The following is an 18,815-nucleotide window of genomic DNA, read 5'->3' on the forward strand; positions in this document are numbered from 1 at the left end:
ACAGCAGGCAACAACCTTACCGCCGAATCCGGATTCTTATTTAAACAACATATCCAGACGACGGCAAGAACAACGAACGGCGGACGGCTACGCAGTAATTCCACCCGCGTCATTCCGTCCGCCGTTTATCTGTCCGGATTCCTCCGCCTATTCAACCTTCACTTTCATCGAAGCCGAATGGGAAGCATATTCCGGTGCATACGCGCACTGCATAGTAGCTAACCCCGCCTCGTAAACTCCCGCGCGGCTGACCCAATAACTATGCTCCAGCACACACACCCCTTTCTCCAAACGGTCAAAGAAGAAATTGACGGATGCATCCTTTATATCCATATAATAACCGATTCCGTTATTCCAACGATAACCGGAAATATCGCCAACCGGCTCGAAACACGCGCCCTGTTGGTCTTTCAGTTGCACAAAATCCATCGGACGGTCCACACGGATACTCAGGCGGGACACCACCTTGTCTCCCACTTGAAGAACAGTCTTCTCCGTAACCGGCTGCAATCGGGTCACATTATCCACGGTACGTTCCACATAAAGCCTTTTCTCCACACTCAACTCGTCTCCCTGCCGTTTCACCTCACCGACCGGCGATTCATATTCCGCATAGACAGCTCCCCAGGCGATACCCTCACCCTTTTTCTCCACCTCAATCTTGCGGGCATCCACTACATCCTTTCGGGTAAACGAACGTTTGACATACCCCAAACCCGGAACGCCACCCGCCTTGCCTGAAGTGACAGTCTCCAACACCTCGCCGGCAATTTCGATTCGCACGTCCCCCCGATTATCGAGTAAGTCAGTCCCCTTCATCAGCAATGCATAAACCGCATCCGCCGTCGCCACCGGAGAATCCCACTGCTGTGTCTGCTTCTGCCTCAACAGCCAAAGCTTCATCTCCTCTACCGTCTCACTGTTTCCGCCAATCAGCTCCAACGCCTCCATCACATCCACGTGAGCCCGTATCTGCATACCGCCCCACGCATAAGGACTCTCATTGAAAGCGAAAAACATCCCCTGTCCGTCCGTCTTCGCAAGATGCTCTTTCAGCGAAGCCGCAAACTCCTGCGCCTCCTTCCTGCGACCGGCCTTTTCAAGCACGATAGCGGCAACAGCCTTCGTATCCATCGACGCCGACCGGAGCAATTCTCCGACCTTGGAAAGATAATAATCATACGCTTCCTTATTAGCGGCAGGAACCTGTCCGCCCGAAATGGCAATCAGGTACAGATATTGAAGGATATCCTCCGAAACACCCGTAAACTTCGCCCCCTCTTTCCGAGCCTTGAGTATATTCCCGTACTCCTCCAAAGCCGACCGGTGCAGATAAGCGAGAGCGTTCCGCTGCATATCAAGCGCAACCCCGGACAAGCTCTCTCCGGTCAACATGGCAAGGCGGGCATTCAACACAGCGATGTAAGCCGTCACATAACGGCTACCGTCCATCCCCTTGTACCAAGACCACGCACCACCGGAATTCTGCAACTCCTGCAACCTCGTCAGCGCGGCAATATGATTACTGCGGATATGGTTCAAATCAAACAATGTGGCGATACGCTCCCTCTGCTGCTGTTCCGTCTGTGCCTCAAATACCCAGGGCGACTCGGCCAGCAAAATATTTTTCACCTCCTGATTCTTCTGCAAATTACTCAAGAAAGTCTCCTTTGTCCCGCCTTGAAGCTTCCAGCTATCAAAAACAGCCTTGATACGCGGCTGGCTATTCATGATATAAGCAGCCACGGAATTGGCATAATAAGCGGTCGCCCACGAAATAGCATTGTTATCCGCCGGAAAGCTCAACGAAGGCAAAGCCTGAACGGCATACCAGGCAGGATTGCCGGTAAACTCAACCGTCAGCACACGGCCAGTAGCCATCTTGCCGTGATGATTAAACAAACTGTCCAGCGAGAAAACACGAGTCTCCTCCCCGCGGACAGGCATCGGAAGAGCCTCCACCAAATGTACCTTGTCGCTAAGCACCGGAATCAACTGCTGCTCACCGTCACTGAACGTACCGCTATCGGCTATCATCCGGCAACCCAACACCTCATATCCGCCGTCCACGGCGAACATGAAACTCACGCCAACCGTCTTTCCCGCCTCCACGGAGAACTTCCGTTTCTGCGTGCCGACTACCTTTTCCGTCACCGGATCAAACAAAATCAAGCTTACAGTCCCTTCCTGTAGCTTGCCCGTCATGTTAGAGACAGAAGCGGCAACAGACGCCTTATCCCCCACACGGAGAAAACGCGGCAGGTTCGGGGTCAACATAAACTCTTTGCTGGTAGTGGCCTCACCGTCCAGCGTCCCTGTCAGCATCCCTTTCGTATGAGAATACCCGCGGAAATTCCAACGAGTCAGGCTCTCCGGCATCGTGAAAGAGAAAGCAACCGCTCCCTGTCCGTCCGTACGGAGTTGCGGATAGAAAAAAGCCGTTTCCGCAAGGTCGGTACGCAAGCCGGCAGCCTCTTCGGAAAGGCTTTCCCCTACGGAGGCATCCTCCTCCGCCCCGTCTGCCTTATATTCAAGAGATTCCGGCAGGACAGCCGCCTGCACATACTCCTCCCTCATAGTCCCGTCACTGTCCGCCCGGCTCATTCCTTTCATCATGACATTGCCCGTCAGCGCCGCCTTCCGGCCCATTCCGTACGCCGTCACCGTCACCCCGTCTATACCGCCCGGCAAAGCATCGGCAACCACATACTCTCCCGGCCATACCACAAAGCAGTCATACTCCATTGCTGGCACTTTGAGCGCCTTGCCATCCCACCGATAATTGAACGAACAATTCCCGGCATATCCGCTCATCCAGTTAAAATAAGGAGTCGTCCGATTGTAAAACATCCGGAACCCCTGCCGGTGCTCCCAAAGTTTATCCAACGAAGCGTCATACATTGTCGCCAGCATTTCCGCATCAGCCGCATGCCCCTGCGGAGTCTTGACAGTCAGCTTCCATTCTTCCCGTTGTCCGGGACGTAACTTGTCACGGAACACCTCCCACTTCATCGCCAGCGTCTTATCCGGCAAACGTTTCGTCAACCGTACCTGCTCCTGATAAACCTGCCCGTTCCTCACCATGCAAAAAGTCACGAGCATACCATCGCCGTAACTTTCCCGATACGGATACTCAAACCGGACAATCGTATCGGACAAGTTCATCGCCCTGCTTTCCAGCCGGCGGTCACCGCAGAACACATCCATCATCACATAAGCCTCTTTTTCAGACGTGCCGAAACAGAACTCCGCCGGATGATCGGCATCAAACTCCGTATTCGTTTTATAAAACCATACAGCCGTCTCTATCGGCGGACGCTTGTCGCCGGCAGAGAAAAGCACCGTGCGGACGTCCGTAGCAATCTCATCCCCCTGTCCGTCTTTCACCACCGCTTTAAGCACATACGGTCCGGAAGGCAAGTCATTCCAATGAAGCGTCATCTCTCTGTTCGAGGTAAAACGCCCGGTAACAGCCGGCTTCTCCGCCAACCGCTCATAATCCTTATTCACAGCAGGATACAAATAAAAGACACCTTCCGCCTCCACAGGCCGTCCGTCCAGGTTCTGCACCTTGAACACCACATCCAGCGGTACATCCTTGCACACCTTCCCTTCCAGCTCCGCCTGCAAAACCAATGAACGCTTTCCCGCCGAAATCACGTCCGTAGAAGACTGTGTCTCTCCCGCCGCATTGGTCACCGTCGCCTCCACCGAATAACGGTAATAAACATTCTTGTCATCCTTATAAACATCGTTCTCCTCCAGGCAGACCGGTATCTCGAACACCCCGCCGTCGCCGGAAGCCACCTCTCCGGAAGCAATCTGCACAGACTCCGCAAACCGCCAGAGATTGTAGAGAGAACGCTTCACCGTATATTTCACCGGAAGTCCCTGCAACGCCACACCGCTATACGACCGTATTTTACCGCTCACCCGCAACTTGTCCCCAAGCCTGTAACCTCCCTGCAGTTTGTCGAAAACAATATCGAACGTCGGCCGTTTGTAATCCTCCACGCGGATATCGGCACTACCCTTTCCCGCCGTCAAGGAAAATATTCCGTTCAGGCAAGCGGAAGGCAACACAAAATCAGTAGCGAACGAGCCGAACTCATTGGTACGTACCGTTTTCCGTCCCGCCTCCTGACGGTTCGCATCCCTCAGTACCACCGTGTATTCCTTATCGGGAATCACATGGGCAGTATCCGCTTTCTGGACAAACGCGATGCCCTTCACATACACCGTCTGTCCGGGACGGTACAAAGAACGGTCAGTCAGCAAAGTCATGCTTTCCGACCCCTCGTTCCCTGCTGCACGGTATCCATATCCTCCTTTATAAATCCTCTGTTCCGGCATAGCCGTATCTTCCCCTTTCGATGCCTTCAAATACCTGTATTCCGATTTCCAGGAAAACGCCACCTTTCCATCCCTGCCGGTCGTAAATTCCTGCAACACTTCCTTGCCGCTGCCATACAACGTCACCTTCGCGTCCGGAACAGGATGGCCCGTCCGCCCGTCCAGCGTCACCACCTCATACTGTCCTCCGGGCAGACTGCCGGTCAACACCTTGAAAGCCGTCACATCAAACTCATTCTCGCTATCCTTCCCGGCACGGATATCCGGCACGATACGCATCACGTATGCCCCCGGCTGCGGAGCCTTGAACGCAAACACCGTATCCCTCGTCCGGTAATCCTCCGGACGGAGCACCCGGTAATGCTGTTCTTCCACCGGCTTCTTCGCCTTGCCGTAAAGCCTTACGGTAAAACCGTCCAGGTTCTTATGGGAAACCCTCAGCTCAATCTCCTCTCCGGGATAAGCCTGTCCGGCGGTGTTCACATTCAGATAAGGAGACAAAATATCCTGCCGGAGATTTTTCAGGGCATTAATCCTACGATAAGACGGATAAAGCCCGATAGCTTCATCGCACAGTTGCAAAGCGACCGTCTGCCGCTCCTTACCAACGGCATACCGTGCCTGCGCCAGGTAAACCTCGGCACATACCGGTTCCTTCTTAAATCCGTTTTTCAACTCTTCCAACGCCGCCCAATAAGCCTCCTGCGACAGCTCCGCGACTCCTTTCCCCGACCGGAGAGGGCGCACTCCCCCGTCCGCCTCCTGCTTCCACTGCAAATAATGAAGCATTGTCAGAACATATCCCTCATTCATTCCGGCCCTCTTGTAAGCCGAAAGCATATTCTTATAAATAACCTCGATATTCCGTTTCACCGGATTCGGTGAAACACTGCCGAACGCGCTGCCTTCCAACCCTTCTATCTGCCGCAACGCCTCGATGCTCCGGGAAGCCAACAGATGATACATGTCATGATGATAATATCCGCTCGCCTCTCCCAGCTCCACAAAAGGGACATAATCTCGCGAAGACGTGCCGAGCAATAATGCCGAATCAGCCAACGCCTCTTTCACATTGGCACGCACCTTATCCACGAACATGTTCGCTGTCCATTCCCGCATATCCCCGGACGGAACCTGCCCGTCAATCTCCGTCCGTCGGCGGAGTTTCCAACGGTTATTCCTTGCATAATCCGCATAAATCCCCGCCGTCAGCGAATGCAGCACGGCACGGTCCATCGGTTTTTCCGCCCGTTCCATCCACTGTTCAAGTCCTTCCAGACTCGCATAAAGACTGTCCGGCGTCAGCATATCTCTGTATTTCATCCTCCACATATACGCTTTAAGCATCTGCGGAGAGTTTTTCTCCTTCTCCCCCTTCCGGTAAATCTCGTCAGTCAGCTTTATTACTGTTTCGGGCAGGCTCTTCTTTTCCGCCCGCTCCACCTGTTTCCATAACTTGTCGTAAGTCTGCGCCTCCACTGCCGGAACCACCCTTAAACATAAGAGCGCCAGCATGCAAATTCGTCCTATCTTCATAATCGTTTCAGTTTAAGTTTTCCACACAAGTCTCACTGTATAAATAACAAAGTAAAGAAATAAAGTTTAAACAATCCTCTTTTTTCACATAAAAAAGCACCCTTTCCTCCCGCCGGAGAGAAAGGATGCCTTACACACAAACAAAACAAACAATACAAGCGTTCGGTCTTCACAGACCATACTTTCGCTTATGAGGCTTAATTACAGAAAAATACCGTAACCTCAAGGGGTAAAAAAACAGATGCATCACGCACCCCAGTTAAGATATAGGCAGGGTTTATTGCTTTTAGTGAGAAAAAACCTATACCTTAATCTCTTGACATCTCATTTGCGACTTATAAAAAACAACGCTTATCCTATTTTTACCAAACAGATAAGCCGTTTCATGAATACGATGCAAAGTACGGGCTTTTTATCCGAACAACAGATAACATAAAATACGATAATTCTCTCGCTTTGTACAAGCCGCATTTACTCGGGCTTCCGGAAAAATACCCTATTCCTCTAACAATACACATCTGACATAGAATAGACCGGAATCCCCTTTTTAACCGCCAGCTAATAATTTCTCCTCCTCTTTATTTTTACTTTCACAGTATAGTGCTTTCCCCCTTCCAGAGGCCTGTCGAAAACAATCGGGTCTTTATACTTAAAAGTTATTTCACGTCCCGTTATTCTCCTTATAACTACGCTGGGAAACGTCAGTTGAAAATTCCGCGAAGTGGGAATGATAATCCCTCTCCCACTTTTCGCCACAGTTATCGGTTGTTTGGAATGAGCCCTAAAAAGGAACTTATGAGTGACATTTCCCCTGCCATTGCTCCAGGTTCCGTCTTCAAGAGAAACATCTACCTTTTCGTATGTACACTCCGGTTCGCTCATGGCAGTGTATTCCCCAATCCCCTCATTCGAGCTCGAAGTCAAATATGTCGCCTCTATTTCTACCGCTGAAAACAAATGTCCAAACACAACGGAAGGAAACTTTACAGCAGGAGTAACACTCAAATCCACAGTTGCCCACATGGCATCATTCCATACTTCCGTTACCATCCTCAATACAGTATCATCACCGAACAGGCAAGCCCCCTCACCGGAAGTTTCATCCCCGTCAACCAGACTTCCGCTAACTACCTCATATCTGGGAATTTTCTTCACATCATTATACGTATAAAACACTAGCTTATAAGTCCTTCCCTCAGGAAGATGAATCTTTATCTTGCCATCCGTCACCGTCGCATTCTCCTTCTTATACAGACGTTCTCCTTCATAGGCAAGAACAATTATCTTCGCGCCTTCTTTAAGTTCCCGTCTGATGACATTACGAGTAACCGCCCGTGTTTCATCCACCAATACAGCCTCCAGCATACTTCCGTCCTCAAGATTCCTCCTGACAGTGTCGGACGCCAGCACGGCACGGCTCTGCACCGAAGCATCCGCATACGACGAAACGACATCCAGAGTCAAAGACGCTATTCCGTCCCGAACAACAAATCCGGGAGATGTGATATCCTCGGAACCATTCCTGCACCCTGTTACCAGACAAACCAGTCCGGCAATCAATCCAAACATTCTTATTATATTTCTCAATATTGCCATTTTATTTCCTCATTGATTAATTGTAATTCACTAAGAAACTTCTAAAAAAAGCAACTTTCACCTAATAAATCCGTAACAGAATATCATCATCATAGACCAATTCTTCCTCAACCCATTGTTCCTCCATTTTGCCATCCTTTTCCATCTCAACGGGATGAGACGCAGCGATAACCTGTTCCAACAAAACCTCCAGCAATTCTAAACGAGGAGATTTGTAAACACACTTATTTTTCTTTTCCAATTTCTTCATTTTATTTTCATTAATATTCTATTCTTGATTACCTTTACATTCACAACCGGATTTACTTCGCTTTCGTGATCACCGCCCTGCTCAATCTTGGGTCGTCGTAGAACATATTCTCTACTCCTCCTTCATAGTTGACCTTCAAGTATTCCGCAGGAACTTTGAACTCGTTAACCAGACAATCGTAGACCGCTTGTGCCCGGCTTCGGCTCAACCGCTCATTGAATTCAGGGCTTCCGGTTCCCTTGTCCGCATATCCGGTTATCGTATAAACGGCTTTCCGGTTGTTTTTCTTTATCACTTCAGCAAGGAATCCCAGATTGACGCGGGCTTCATTGCTAAGTTCGCTCCTGCCGATTCGGAAAGTAACCAAACAGGGAACTGCCACCCAATTCCTTTCATCCCGGGTATCGGATGTTACGCTACCTGTTTCAGGCATTTTGTTACCCGCTTCAACGAGCCGGTCCTTCAACCATTGGTTCTCTTTCCCCATGTCACGCAAGCGGTCTTTCATCTGTTGAAGCTCTTCATCACTGAATATCACCGTCTTAGTGGTGCTCCGTCCCCATGAACGTAGCGGGAATTTATAGGTGAGTCCGAGGGTTATTGCCAATAACAAAATCAGTTGCCGGTTGCCACAGACAGCCCGGCTGACCGAAGCCCTCCATACTGAAAACAATCAAAACCAATTACTTTTGTTACCCGTTCGTATCCGGGTAACAAAAACCGGAAACAGGAAAAATTCCTGTAAAACATTTAAATACCATTAGGATGAAAAAAAGACACCAAGAACGGATTATCAGACTCAAAGAGAAGGTAACCCTCAGATACAAAGAGCTGTCTAACGGAAACAAATCATTGTATCTGGACATCTATGACAATGGCAGGCGCTCTTATGAATTTCTAAAGTTACATTTACTGCCAGAAAAGACGATACGCGAGAGGCTGAAAAACAGGGAAATCCTAACACAAGCCGAAATAATCAGATTACGGCGTTATCTGGATTTACTCTCTTCTTCCACGGAAAGACAACCGCATAAAACAAAATTATCATTGACAGACTGGATGCGCGCCTACTCAACCCGAAAAAAAGAGAAAGGACAAAGCGAAGCTTTCGGCATACAGATAGCCAAGACAATTCGGCATCTTGCAAAATACGCAAAAGAAAAGACAGCATTAGACAAAATTGATAAGGAATTTTGCATCGGCTTTATCCGTTACCTGAAAGAATCCCACCTGTCCAATGCTACAATCGCCGCTTATTTCAGATGCTTGAATTGTGCACTTAATGCGGCTGTGCGGGAATCCCTAATTCCGGTGAATCCGATTGCCCTAATCCCTTCTGACGAAAAGATAAAACTTACGGAGAGTGCCAGAGAATTCCTTACGATAGACGAGATAAGACAGTTGATGCGAAGCCCGTGCAAGTGCGAAGAAGTGAAAAGGGCTTATCTGTTCAGTTGCTTGTCCGGTTTGAGGCTTTCGGACATCAAACATCTACACCGGACGAATATCAGCAAGGACGGAAACCAGTGGCGAGTTGCCGTATTAATGGAGAAAACGCGGCAACTGTTATATCTCCCCCTCTCCGACGAAGCTGTGAGATGGCTGCCGGACATTAGTCGGCACAGAGCGGAGACTCCCGTGTTCCGGTTGCCCGGAGACGGGCAAATAAACAGCATATTGAAAAAATGGGTAAAAGAAAGCGGGATAAACAAACGTATCACATTCCACACGGCGCGCCATACCTATGCCACCCTTTTACTGACAGTAGGAGTAGATATCTACACAGTATCCAAACTATTAGGACATTCCCAAATAAAAACCACACAGATCTACGCGAAAGTCATAGACCGGAAAAAAGACAAAGCTGTAAACCGTATTCCCAAATTTATAATCTAATTTTAATGCGTAATCCGTATAAAGAGAGAGAATTATCGTATTTTATGCTATCGGGAAAACGGATAATTAGTTCGTTCTTTGCAGCGTGTTTTGTTTGTATTAAAAACTAAAAATAGGAAAAAGAAACGAATTATGAAAAAAGTAATTGTCACAGCAACCCTGCTGTTACTTACAGGTGGTAGCCTGTATGCGCAAAATGCTCCTTCAACAACGACAATCGTTGAGAACACCGACAAATATAAAGTAGAAACCAATCGTTTCTGGAGCAACTGGTTCATAAGTGTTGGCGGAGGCGCCCAAATGTATTTCGGCGACCATAACAAACAAATGTCATTTAAAGACCGTTTGAGCCCGGCCTTGGACGTAGCCGTAGGAAAATGGTTTACTCCGGGCATCGGTGTGCGTGCGATGTATAGCGGAATATCAATTAAAGGTGTAACTCAAAACGGTGCACACTCGACCGGAAAAATATATGACGCAGCACAAAGATTGTATGAACAGAAATTCGATTTTATGAATATTCACGGAGACGTGCTGTTCAACATGTCCAACATATTCTGCGGATATAACGAAAAACGGGTATGGAACGTAACTCCCTATGCCGGTCTGGGGTGGATGGTGACCTGGGAATCCCCGCGCACCCGTGAATTTAACGCCAATCTGGGCTTAATAAACTCTTTCCGCCTATGTTCGGCACTCGACCTGAATCTGGATGTACGTACCACCGTAGTTAAAGATGTCTTCGACGGCGAAATCGGTGGACGCAAAGAAGAGGGGTTATTGGCAATAACCCTCGGACTCACCTATAAATTCCCGCTACGTTCATGGGGACGGAGCACCACTAAGACGGTGATATTCAGTGATGAAGAGCTTCAACTGATGAAAGACCGCTTGCGTGACATGGGGAAGGAAAACCAACGGCTGAAAGACCAGCTCACCAAGACAGGCAATCAAACGCCCGAAGTCAAAATTGAAAGGAATTGGGTAGCTGCCCCCTGCCTAATCACCTTCCGAATCGGCAGGAGCGAACTTAGCAATGAAGCCCGCGTCAATCTGGGATTCCTTGCTGAAGTGATAAAGAAAAACAACCGGAAAGCCGTTTATACGATAACCGGATATGCGGACAAGGGAACCGGAAGTCCTGAATTCAATGAGCGGTTGAGCCGAAGCCGGGCGCAAGCGGTCTACGATTGTCTGGTTAACGAGTTCAAAATACCTGCGGAATACTTGAAGGTCAACCATGAAGGAGGAGTAGAGAATATGTTCTACGACGACCCAAGATTGAGCAGAGCGGTAATTACAGAAGCGAAGTGAACCACATCTAATCATCACATCAATAATAAAAAAGAATATGGAAACAAATAAAAAATTAAACTACATTCCCCCCACGCTGGACGTAACCGATATCCTACTGGAAACAGGATTTACCACCGCCTCTGTAAGAGTCGGCGAAGACACGCCTGTCCAAGAAGAAGCATGGGATGACACTACAGATACAGGCACTTATGACGATATAATGTTAATGTAAAAAAACAAAAAGACATAAAAATATGAATAAAACAAAGATGAAAATCAATTTCACACATACCAGGCTCAGTCTCCGATATGCAATGCTTACTGTCATAGTATCCCTATCCATACTAGCCGCAAGCTGTTCGCAAGATGAAAACCTTTCGGGAAATAACCTCAACCTTCCCGGACTCGTCAATCTGCAGAGCGTCAGGATAGCCGGCTTCTCTTCCGGTAACACACGCGCTCTGCCGGAAGCTCCGGTTGTCGTAGATACCATAAAAATAGCCGAAGACCTATACGCAGAAATCAGCATCGGCGAGGTGACAGAAGTATCTACCCGCGGAAACGATGCCACCAACCTTTCCCAAAACACACAGTTCCGCATGCTAGTACTGGATAAAAACGACAACAGTATCAAGGCAGACCTCATATACAAGATAAAAGACGGAACAGGAAAAGCCGAAATCGTGAGCGGCAGCGGCGAAGGATACAAGGAGTCCGACGGAAACAAATACCTCCAGTTAACTCCGGGAAAAACATACAAAATGCTCGGTTTTTCAGACGGGACCTCAAACACCCCGGAAAAACTGACTAACCCGATGAACTACGAATGGCTGCGGAACTATATGAAATTCTCGACAGACTTGAGTGTCTCGGACGGAATCAACCCATTCGGGCCGACCTTCCAGCACATGAATGCAGCTATGCAGATTGTCATCAACACGAGTAAGACAGGAAGCAACGTGACAGCCGCCTCAGCCTCAGTATGGCAGGAAAACGACATGCCGACCGCCGACCAATGGGACTACCTCACCGATCGGTACGCCGACACCCCGACTACAACTGACGCCAGCGAGACAGACGGTGCCGACTTCACATGGTCCAATCCCAACAGCCAAAATGCCGCCAGTGACCTGCAATACCTCATCCCCGGTAACTACGGAAGCCTGAAACTCAAATTCAAAAACATCACTGTGGGGAAAGTAGATTACAACAACATAGCCGCCATCACGCTGGACCCTGCCAAAACAGGAGTCCTGCAAAGGAATAAAAAATATATCATCACCGTCAGCTTCATACCTCCTTTCAAGGTAGAGATAACAGACAACCTGACCACAGGAGGAGTAAACAAACCACGCATAGTCACAGTGACAGCATCAGGAGCCCTACCTCCATACACCTACGACTGGACTATCATCTGTAACGGAGAGACCACTCGGTTCTCCACTCCCTCCGGGCAAAATACATACCAGCACTCGCTCAACGGAGACTACAAGCGGATGGATTACGAAGTACAGTGTGTTGTCCACGACAGCAGCGGCAAACAAGTCGGAGTCAGCCTAAAAAGCGTGCTCAAACAAATCATACGGAAAACCGCTGCCGAAGTGCCTGTATCGGAAGTTCCTTGGATGCAAAACTGGGACTCATCACAAGCTGACGCAGAGATAGCCGCTGGCGGAGCTCAAGCCAACCGAATCAGATACGTGCGTGACCAGCGGGACAACACGATTTACCGTATCAAAAAAATGGCCGACGGACGTTGGTGGATGATGCAAGGCATGGCATGGGAAGGACTGACCCCCATAGGAGTGATAGATCCCGGAGTAAGTACAAGCGGAAATCCGCCTTCCGTCAAAGTGAGAAGTAGTCTGCAAGGGGACATTTTATACAGGCAAGACATGATTCATCACAATAGAGTCTGTCCTGCCGGCTGGAGAACTCCTACCTACGGCGGAGACTATCCCAACCTGCTCAAAGCCATCGCGCCTGCCAACGTCAACATCTATAAGACAGACGTCACCAACGCCACGCATTGGGAAAATACGACCACTGCCTTTTGCCTGTCATACAACAACGAAACATATCCGAGGGATTTCTCGATAAATGCCATGATATATTCCGCCACGAACTACTACTACCTACAGAACAGCAGCGTAGTAGGCAACAACAGGTGGGGGCATAACAAGTTCAGCCTCAGATGTGTAAAAAACTAAAGAAGAACCGTTTCAAGAGCCAAGTTCAAGAATTATTTTTAGGGTCGGGGATTCCTGACCCTAAATCGTTTGTACGAAAGGAGAATATTATCGAACTTTATGTTATCTCCCCATTAAAAAAAATGTCCGTACTTTGCAACGATATAAAAAACGAGGGTCCCCATAAAAAGAACAGCCGCCATCTAATCATACAGCCCAGAAACCCCTGTTAAAAACAGAAAAAACTTTTATAGTCATTACAATTATACAATCAAGGTAACAAAACGTGCGTATTCGCCCAAAGGTTACCGTTTTCATTTTCAAGAACAAAAAAAACGAAAAAGAGATGAAACAGAGAAAAATTATCGCAAGCCTATTATTAGGTATGGTTGTCGCCGGCACCAATGCGCAGACAGCCGTAGAAGGAAACAAGTTTTCGGATAACTGGTCGTTGGGAATCAATGCCGGAGGAACCACCCCATTGACCCACAGTTCATTTTTCCGCAACCTGCGCCCTGTAACAGGTATAGGTCTGAACAAACAACTGACCCCCACTTTCGGTTTCGGAGTGGAAGCGATGGGAAGTTTCAATACGACCCACAGTCATACCGCTATTGACAACTCCAACATCAGCCTGCTGGGAATGATAAATCTGAATAACTTCTTCGGAACCTATACCGGTGTTCCCAGGACATTCGAAATTGAGGCAGTAGCCGGTATCGGCTGGTTGCATTACTATGTAAACAAAGGATTGGGAGAAGACCAAAATAGCATGTCCACTAAGCTAGGACTAAATTTCAACTTCAACTTGGGTGAAAACAAAATATGGACAGTGGCAATCAAGCCAGCACTGGTCTATGACATGAACGGCATGGGCAACGATGCCGTATATTTCAACTCCAACCGCGCCACCTGGGAGATTACGGCGGGATTGAGGTATCATTTCAAATGTAGCAACGGAGAACACTACTTCACCAAAGTAAAACCATATAACCAGGCTGAGGTTGATGCGCTGAACGCCAAAATCAACCGCCTTCATGCTGATGCAGAAGAAAATGCTAACGCATTGAGAAATGCCAACCGAAAAGTCAGCGCCCTGAAAACTGAGCTGGAGGAATGTAAAAACAAAGCTCCGCAGATAATAACCAACACGATTGACAACAGTAAAAAGACACTGGAATCCGTGATTACTTTCCGCCAAGGTAAGATTACCATCGACAATTCGCAACAACCCAACGTAGAACGCATCGCCACTTACCTGCGGAACCATAAAGAAGCAACCGTCGCTATTAAAGGATACGCATCGCCAGAAGGTAGTGCGGAAGTAAACGAACGTATTGCCAGACAACGCGCGGAAGCTGTCAAGAAAATGCTAGTCACCAGATACAGGATTGCGGAAAGCCGTATCCATGCCGAAGGACAAGGAGTCGGTAACATGTTTGACGAACCGGATTGGAACCGCGTAAGTATCTGTACAATTAATGAAAAAGAATGAATAACCGGAGTGATAAACGAATCGGTAAAAAGATACGCAAAACGGCTGAAATGAATAACTCAATGAAACCTCCACTGTATAAAAATAATATGTCAGAGTCTATTTACATACAACGTCATTAGTTGTTCAAGCCGGAAGCTGCCTCATTAGAGGCAGCTTTTTTTATACGTACCAGAACCGGAACAAATCCTAATCATCCTTCTGTCCGAACTGTTTGAGTCTTTACCTACTACTAAATAAGTTAAATAAACCAAGTACATAGATAGACAAAAAGAAAAATATATAAGGCAAAAACAAGGAATGCAAGGATAAAAAAGGACTTCAGGTTTGTATGCCAACATTAAATTCCAATACACTGCCACTACCCTCAACAAAGACTGCCATATACTGCCCCACAAACACTGTCTGACAAATGGTCAGTTCTATGGTTTAAACAAGAAATACGATATGCAATTCAATTTTGGAAAAATCAGAAAACCGTCTGTATTTTGAAGAATACTGCAATATGATAAAGAGAGAGTAGAAAGAAAGAGAAGAGAAAGAATCCTCCAACCCCATGATACACGGACTCACCCTGAATAAAAAAGAGCATCCTTCCCCACCGGAAAGGACACTCTCTCTAAACAAAACACAAATAATAGATTGATATCCTCACAGACACAACTCTATCGTTATAAGGTCTTTCCGCGTTTTACCGTCTAGAAAGCCTTTCAGGGTAAAAAAGAAAAAGATGCTCACGCACCCCCAAAGAATACAGGCGGGGCATTAATCATTTTTACTATTCTCATTTAGTGGGAAAAGCCTGTATTCCGATTCTGTTGTCCAACTGATGATATGATTCTATAATACTATAAAGTTAAACTAAAAAAACTGTCAGCCTCGCACGGCCTTCCAGACAGTAGCTGCGATAACTGCCCCCGCCAAAGGAGCCACGATAAATACCCAAAGCTGCTCCAGAGCTGTACCACCTGCAAATATTGCAGGTCCGATGCTCCGTGCCGGATTTACGGACGTCCCCGTCAATGGGATACAAACAATATGAACCAATACTAAAGCCAACCCGATAGCCAATCCGGCAAGACCCAGGTTGTTATTTCTTGAATCCGTACAACCCAGTACCACCAGTACGAAAACAAACGTAAAGACAGCTTCTGCCACCAACGCGCCCGCCAGATGAGATTCGCCAAAACTGTTGGCACCCGTTCCCTCTAACCCCATCATACCAGTAACCACACACAAAATGGCGGAACCTAGAACACCACCTATCACCTGGGCAAGGATATACACCCCAGCTTCCGACGCCGGCATTCTGCCGCTCAACCATACACCTACTGTAACAGCAGGATTGATATGACAACCGGATATCGTACCGATTGTATAAGCCATCGCCACCACCGACAACCCGAAAGCAAAAGCTATGGTAAGAACGGCAGCCACGGAAATAGCCCCTCCATTCATAACGGCAGCGCCGCAACCCATCAACACTAATACCATCGTACCGAGCATTTCAACCAAAAACTTATTTCTCATTGTATATTATTTAATCGTTGCACATCATTTAAAGAAAGACCGTTTGCATAACCTATACAAAACCCCATATCCATAATAAAAAACGAACTTTATGTACTACCAATATATAGTATGGCTGGTCGGCAAACGGTCTTGATTTATAGATAAAGCCTAAGTTAGTAGAAGATTATTATAATAATTCAAGCTTCGCACCCGGTCTGAACCTCACGACCTGCTTTGAAGGAATTACGATTTTCTCTTTCGTCCTCGGATTATATCCCCCACGCGCAGCACGTTTCTTTACCGAGAAAGAACCGAAACCTATTAAAACCACAGGCTCTTTTTTACAAAGAGCTTCCGTTATGGATTCCAGTACTCCATCCAATACCTTTTCAGCCTCCTTCTGGCTGATACCCTTTTTCTGTGCCACAGAGGCAACCAATTCTCTTTTGTTCATAATAAATTATCGTTTTAATTTTTGTTTACAGTGCAGAATCCAAATATGCCAAAGCATACTCCAACGCTACATCTTTTAATACCACTTTCTTGTCCCGGTTCAACACATAAAAGGAAGGCATCGCCTTTACGTCATACAAATTCTTTCTCACCACCTCACCCTCCGGGCTATAACCGTTAATCCAATGTCCAGGAAAGTCATTCATCTTTTCCTTCCACGCCTCCACATCATCATCGGGATATATAGCCATTATCTTCAATCGCCGACAGCTAGACACCGGCGAATCCGCCAACATTCGTGACGCCTCCCGACAATTCTCGCAATCCGGGTCGTAGAAGAACAGCAATACATATTCGCTTTCCACTTCCGACAGCCTCCCGGTCCGCCCGCTTCCGTCTCCATAACTGAAATCGGCAGCCACACTTCCTGGACGGTTCTTCAACGCCATCTTCAATCGGAATTCACCCGTCATGACATCCTCCGTCCGTGCGGAAGGCAACTTCACCAGAATCTCCAGAAACGGAATATACAAATCCTCGTTACGATAAGGAGAATTGGGTTCATACAGATATTTTCCAAACAAGTCAATGATGAAATTTTGTATGTCCCAATTCTGTGAAGCGCGCTTTATGAGAATCTCCATACTTTCTTTCACTGTTGCGGCAGGAAGATTATCCAGTAACAATATGTAATTCGCAAACGCCTGTTCCGAAATGTCCGGCTTATGAATCAGCGACGTATCTTGAAAATCGAAATAGTCCCAATAATGTTCGGAAAGATAGATACTACGTTCTGCAGGGCCGTTTATCGCATTAGGAATGTCAGGTAATCTGAAAGTCACCGTACTGTCCGCCACTCTTCCGCCGGTAACAGAAACCGGCCGTCCACCGCAGCATGTCATAAATGCCGCCACGATAATTCCCGTACTTATTTTAAAGTAAAATTTCAAAACCATTGTTCCAATAACCAAATAATCAAACTACCGAATAATTGAATCATCTCCTAAAGGATAAACGAATTATCAGACAAATGGATAATCAAATCATTGAATCCGTTGCAAAATACGGGTTATTTATCCACATTACCGTTAACATTAAATACGAAAATATTCTCACTTCATACGGCAGGATATTATTTCCGTCCAACTTCACCCTACCTATAAACAAAACATACAATATCTATTACATTTTGTACATTTTTATAATTGTATTCTAGAAAGATAAACCGTAGCTTTGCAGAAAATTGAAAGAAAAACATCACATGCCACAGAAGCATTTATGCCCCACGTCCCAAACAAGCAGTCTTACACCTTACCGCTAAACATTTCCGACTGATGAAGTTTTAAACTATGAGGCAACCATAACACTATTCATTTGACATTCTCGGATTCAGTTACAAGTCAATTTATAATCTGTATTCTGTGTTCCAATATGTTCCGATTACAGTCATTTCCCGTCATTCATCCTCTCCATTTTCTCTTCTCCATCAAACTGGATATTCTCGTTATTCTCCAGTAATCTCCGTACATTATCCAACTGTTTGCGCGAAAGCTCCAACTGGCGGATTACCCTTGCATATCCCTCGTAGCGATGGATGTCGAAACCCGCAAAATCATACATTCCCTGTTTCAGGAGACGTACAGCATCTTTTTGGGGATACCGCCCGTAATAACCATGAAGCGACGGTATGTTGAGCTGGAAGAGGCATCCCCTCTCCTTCCACCGCCTGTAGTCTGACTCTTCCATATAGGCATAGCGTTCGGGATGGGCGATGACGGGGATATATCCCGCGCTGAAAATATCTTCGAGCATCTCTTCTAATCCGGGAGGAGGCATCAGTGCGGCAGTCTCCACCAGCAGTAGCCTCCTGCCATCCCACTCACCTAACGGCAGCATTTCCCCTTTCAGATGACTGCCGAAAGAGACATCCAACATATATTCCGACGCGAGAAAAAGCTCCATCCTGCCGGAATAGTCATTGCAGAATTTCCTGAATTGCCCTTTGAGCGATGTTACCGGGGCATTGTTGAAATCCATCATCGTATGGGGAGTCATACAAATGCGGTGCACACCCACATCCCTCTCCATAAACCGGAGTAACTGGAGCGCGTCTTCCTTCGTCTCTACCCCGTCATCCACATCCGGCAATATGTGACAATGCATCTCGGTCATTCCTTTCCAGACCTCGTTATCCATCAAATTGAATGTACGTTCAAACCAAAATGAAACCATGATACTC

The 18,815-nt window shown here is 47.2% G+C and carries 13 protein-coding genes; 5 read left to right on the forward strand and 8 right to left on the reverse strand.

All coding sequences use genetic code 11. The annotated features are described in order from the left end of the window. Nucleotides 1-147: 147 nt before the first annotated feature. From Q5076_RS03180 to Q5076_RS03195, 4 genes are all read right to left on the reverse strand, one after another. Nucleotides 148-5,889 (reverse strand): alpha-2-macroglobulin family protein, encoded by a 5,742-nt coding sequence (locus tag Q5076_RS03180; RefSeq protein WP_303010782.1) that lies wholly within the window; start codon nt 5,887-5,889, stop codon nt 148-150. Nucleotides 5,890-6,447: 558 nt separating this feature from the next. Continuing rightward, nucleotides 6,448-7,458, reverse strand: coding sequence for a fimbrillin family protein (locus Q5076_RS03185; RefSeq protein ID WP_303010783.1), 1,011 nt, complete (start codon nt 7,456-7,458; stop codon nt 6,448-6,450). 88 nt (nt 7,459-7,546) lie between these two features. Continuing rightward, the gene (locus tag Q5076_RS03190) at nt 7,547-7,735 is read right to left on the reverse strand and encodes a hypothetical protein (RefSeq protein ID WP_303010784.1); all 189 of its coding nucleotides are present in this window, start codon (nt 7,733-7,735) and stop codon (nt 7,547-7,549) included. 52 nt (nt 7,736-7,787) lie between these two features. After that, the gene (locus Q5076_RS03195; protein ID WP_303010785.1) at nt 7,788-8,408 is read right to left on the reverse strand and encodes an OmpA family protein; all 621 of its coding nucleotides are present in this window, start codon (nt 8,406-8,408) and stop codon (nt 7,788-7,790) included. A gap of 92 nt (nt 8,409-8,500) precedes the next feature. Here Q5076_RS03195 and Q5076_RS03200 point away from each other — a divergent pair, with 92 nt between their 5' ends. The 5 genes from Q5076_RS03200 (at nt 8,501) to Q5076_RS03220 (ending at nt 14,611) form a co-directional block, all read left to right on the forward strand. Next, nucleotides 8,501-9,631: a site-specific integrase gene (locus tag Q5076_RS03200; protein WP_303010786.1), complete on the forward strand. Its 1,131-nt coding sequence runs from the start codon at nt 8,501-8,503 to the stop codon at nt 9,629-9,631. 132 nt (nt 9,632-9,763) lie between these two features. Beyond that, on the forward strand, nt 9,764-10,945 hold the full coding sequence (locus tag Q5076_RS03205) for an OmpA family protein (RefSeq protein ID WP_303010787.1): 1,182 nt from the start codon (nt 9,764-9,766) through the stop codon (nt 10,943-10,945). A gap of 37 nt (nt 10,946-10,982) precedes the next feature. After that, nucleotides 10,983-11,159, forward strand: coding sequence for a hypothetical protein (locus Q5076_RS03210; protein ID WP_303010788.1), 177 nt, complete (start codon nt 10,983-10,985; stop codon nt 11,157-11,159). Between the two features lie 22 nt (nt 11,160-11,181). Then, nucleotides 11,182-13,137 carry a hypothetical protein gene (locus Q5076_RS03215; protein ID WP_303010789.1) on the forward strand — a complete coding sequence of 652 codons (1,956 nt, stop codon included), beginning with the start codon at nt 11,182-11,184 and terminating at the stop codon, nt 13,135-13,137. A gap of 325 nt (nt 13,138-13,462) precedes the next feature. Next, nucleotides 13,463-14,611, forward strand: coding sequence for an OmpA family protein (locus Q5076_RS03220; protein WP_303010790.1), 1,149 nt, complete (start codon nt 13,463-13,465; stop codon nt 14,609-14,611). Nucleotides 14,612-15,484: 873 nt separating this feature from the next. Here the strand turns inward: Q5076_RS03220 and Q5076_RS03225 are convergent. The 4 genes from Q5076_RS03225 to Q5076_RS03240 form a co-directional block, all read right to left on the reverse strand. Then, nucleotides 15,485-16,141, reverse strand: coding sequence for an MIP family channel protein (locus Q5076_RS03225; protein WP_303010791.1), 657 nt, complete (start codon nt 16,139-16,141; stop codon nt 15,485-15,487). A 169-nt stretch (nt 16,142-16,310) separates the two neighbouring features. Next, nucleotides 16,311-16,577 carry an HU family DNA-binding protein gene (locus Q5076_RS03230; RefSeq protein WP_303010792.1) on the reverse strand — a complete coding sequence of 89 codons (267 nt, stop codon included), beginning with the start codon at nt 16,575-16,577 and terminating at the stop codon, nt 16,311-16,313. A gap of 25 nt (nt 16,578-16,602) precedes the next feature. Beyond that, nucleotides 16,603-17,532: a DUF5106 domain-containing protein gene (locus tag Q5076_RS03235; protein WP_303010793.1), complete on the reverse strand. Its 930-nt coding sequence runs from the start codon at nt 17,530-17,532 to the stop codon at nt 16,603-16,605. Between the two features lie 490 nt (nt 17,533-18,022). Continuing rightward, entirely contained in the window at nt 18,023-18,808 is a 786-nt protein-coding gene (locus tag Q5076_RS03240) for a tyrosine-protein phosphatase (RefSeq protein ID WP_303010794.1), read from the reverse strand. Nucleotides 18,809-18,815: the final 7 nt, after the last annotated feature.

It is taken from the genome of uncultured Bacteroides sp. (genome assembly GCF_958445495.1).
Classification (GTDB): domain Bacteria; phylum Bacteroidota; class Bacteroidia; order Bacteroidales; family Bacteroidaceae; genus Bacteroides.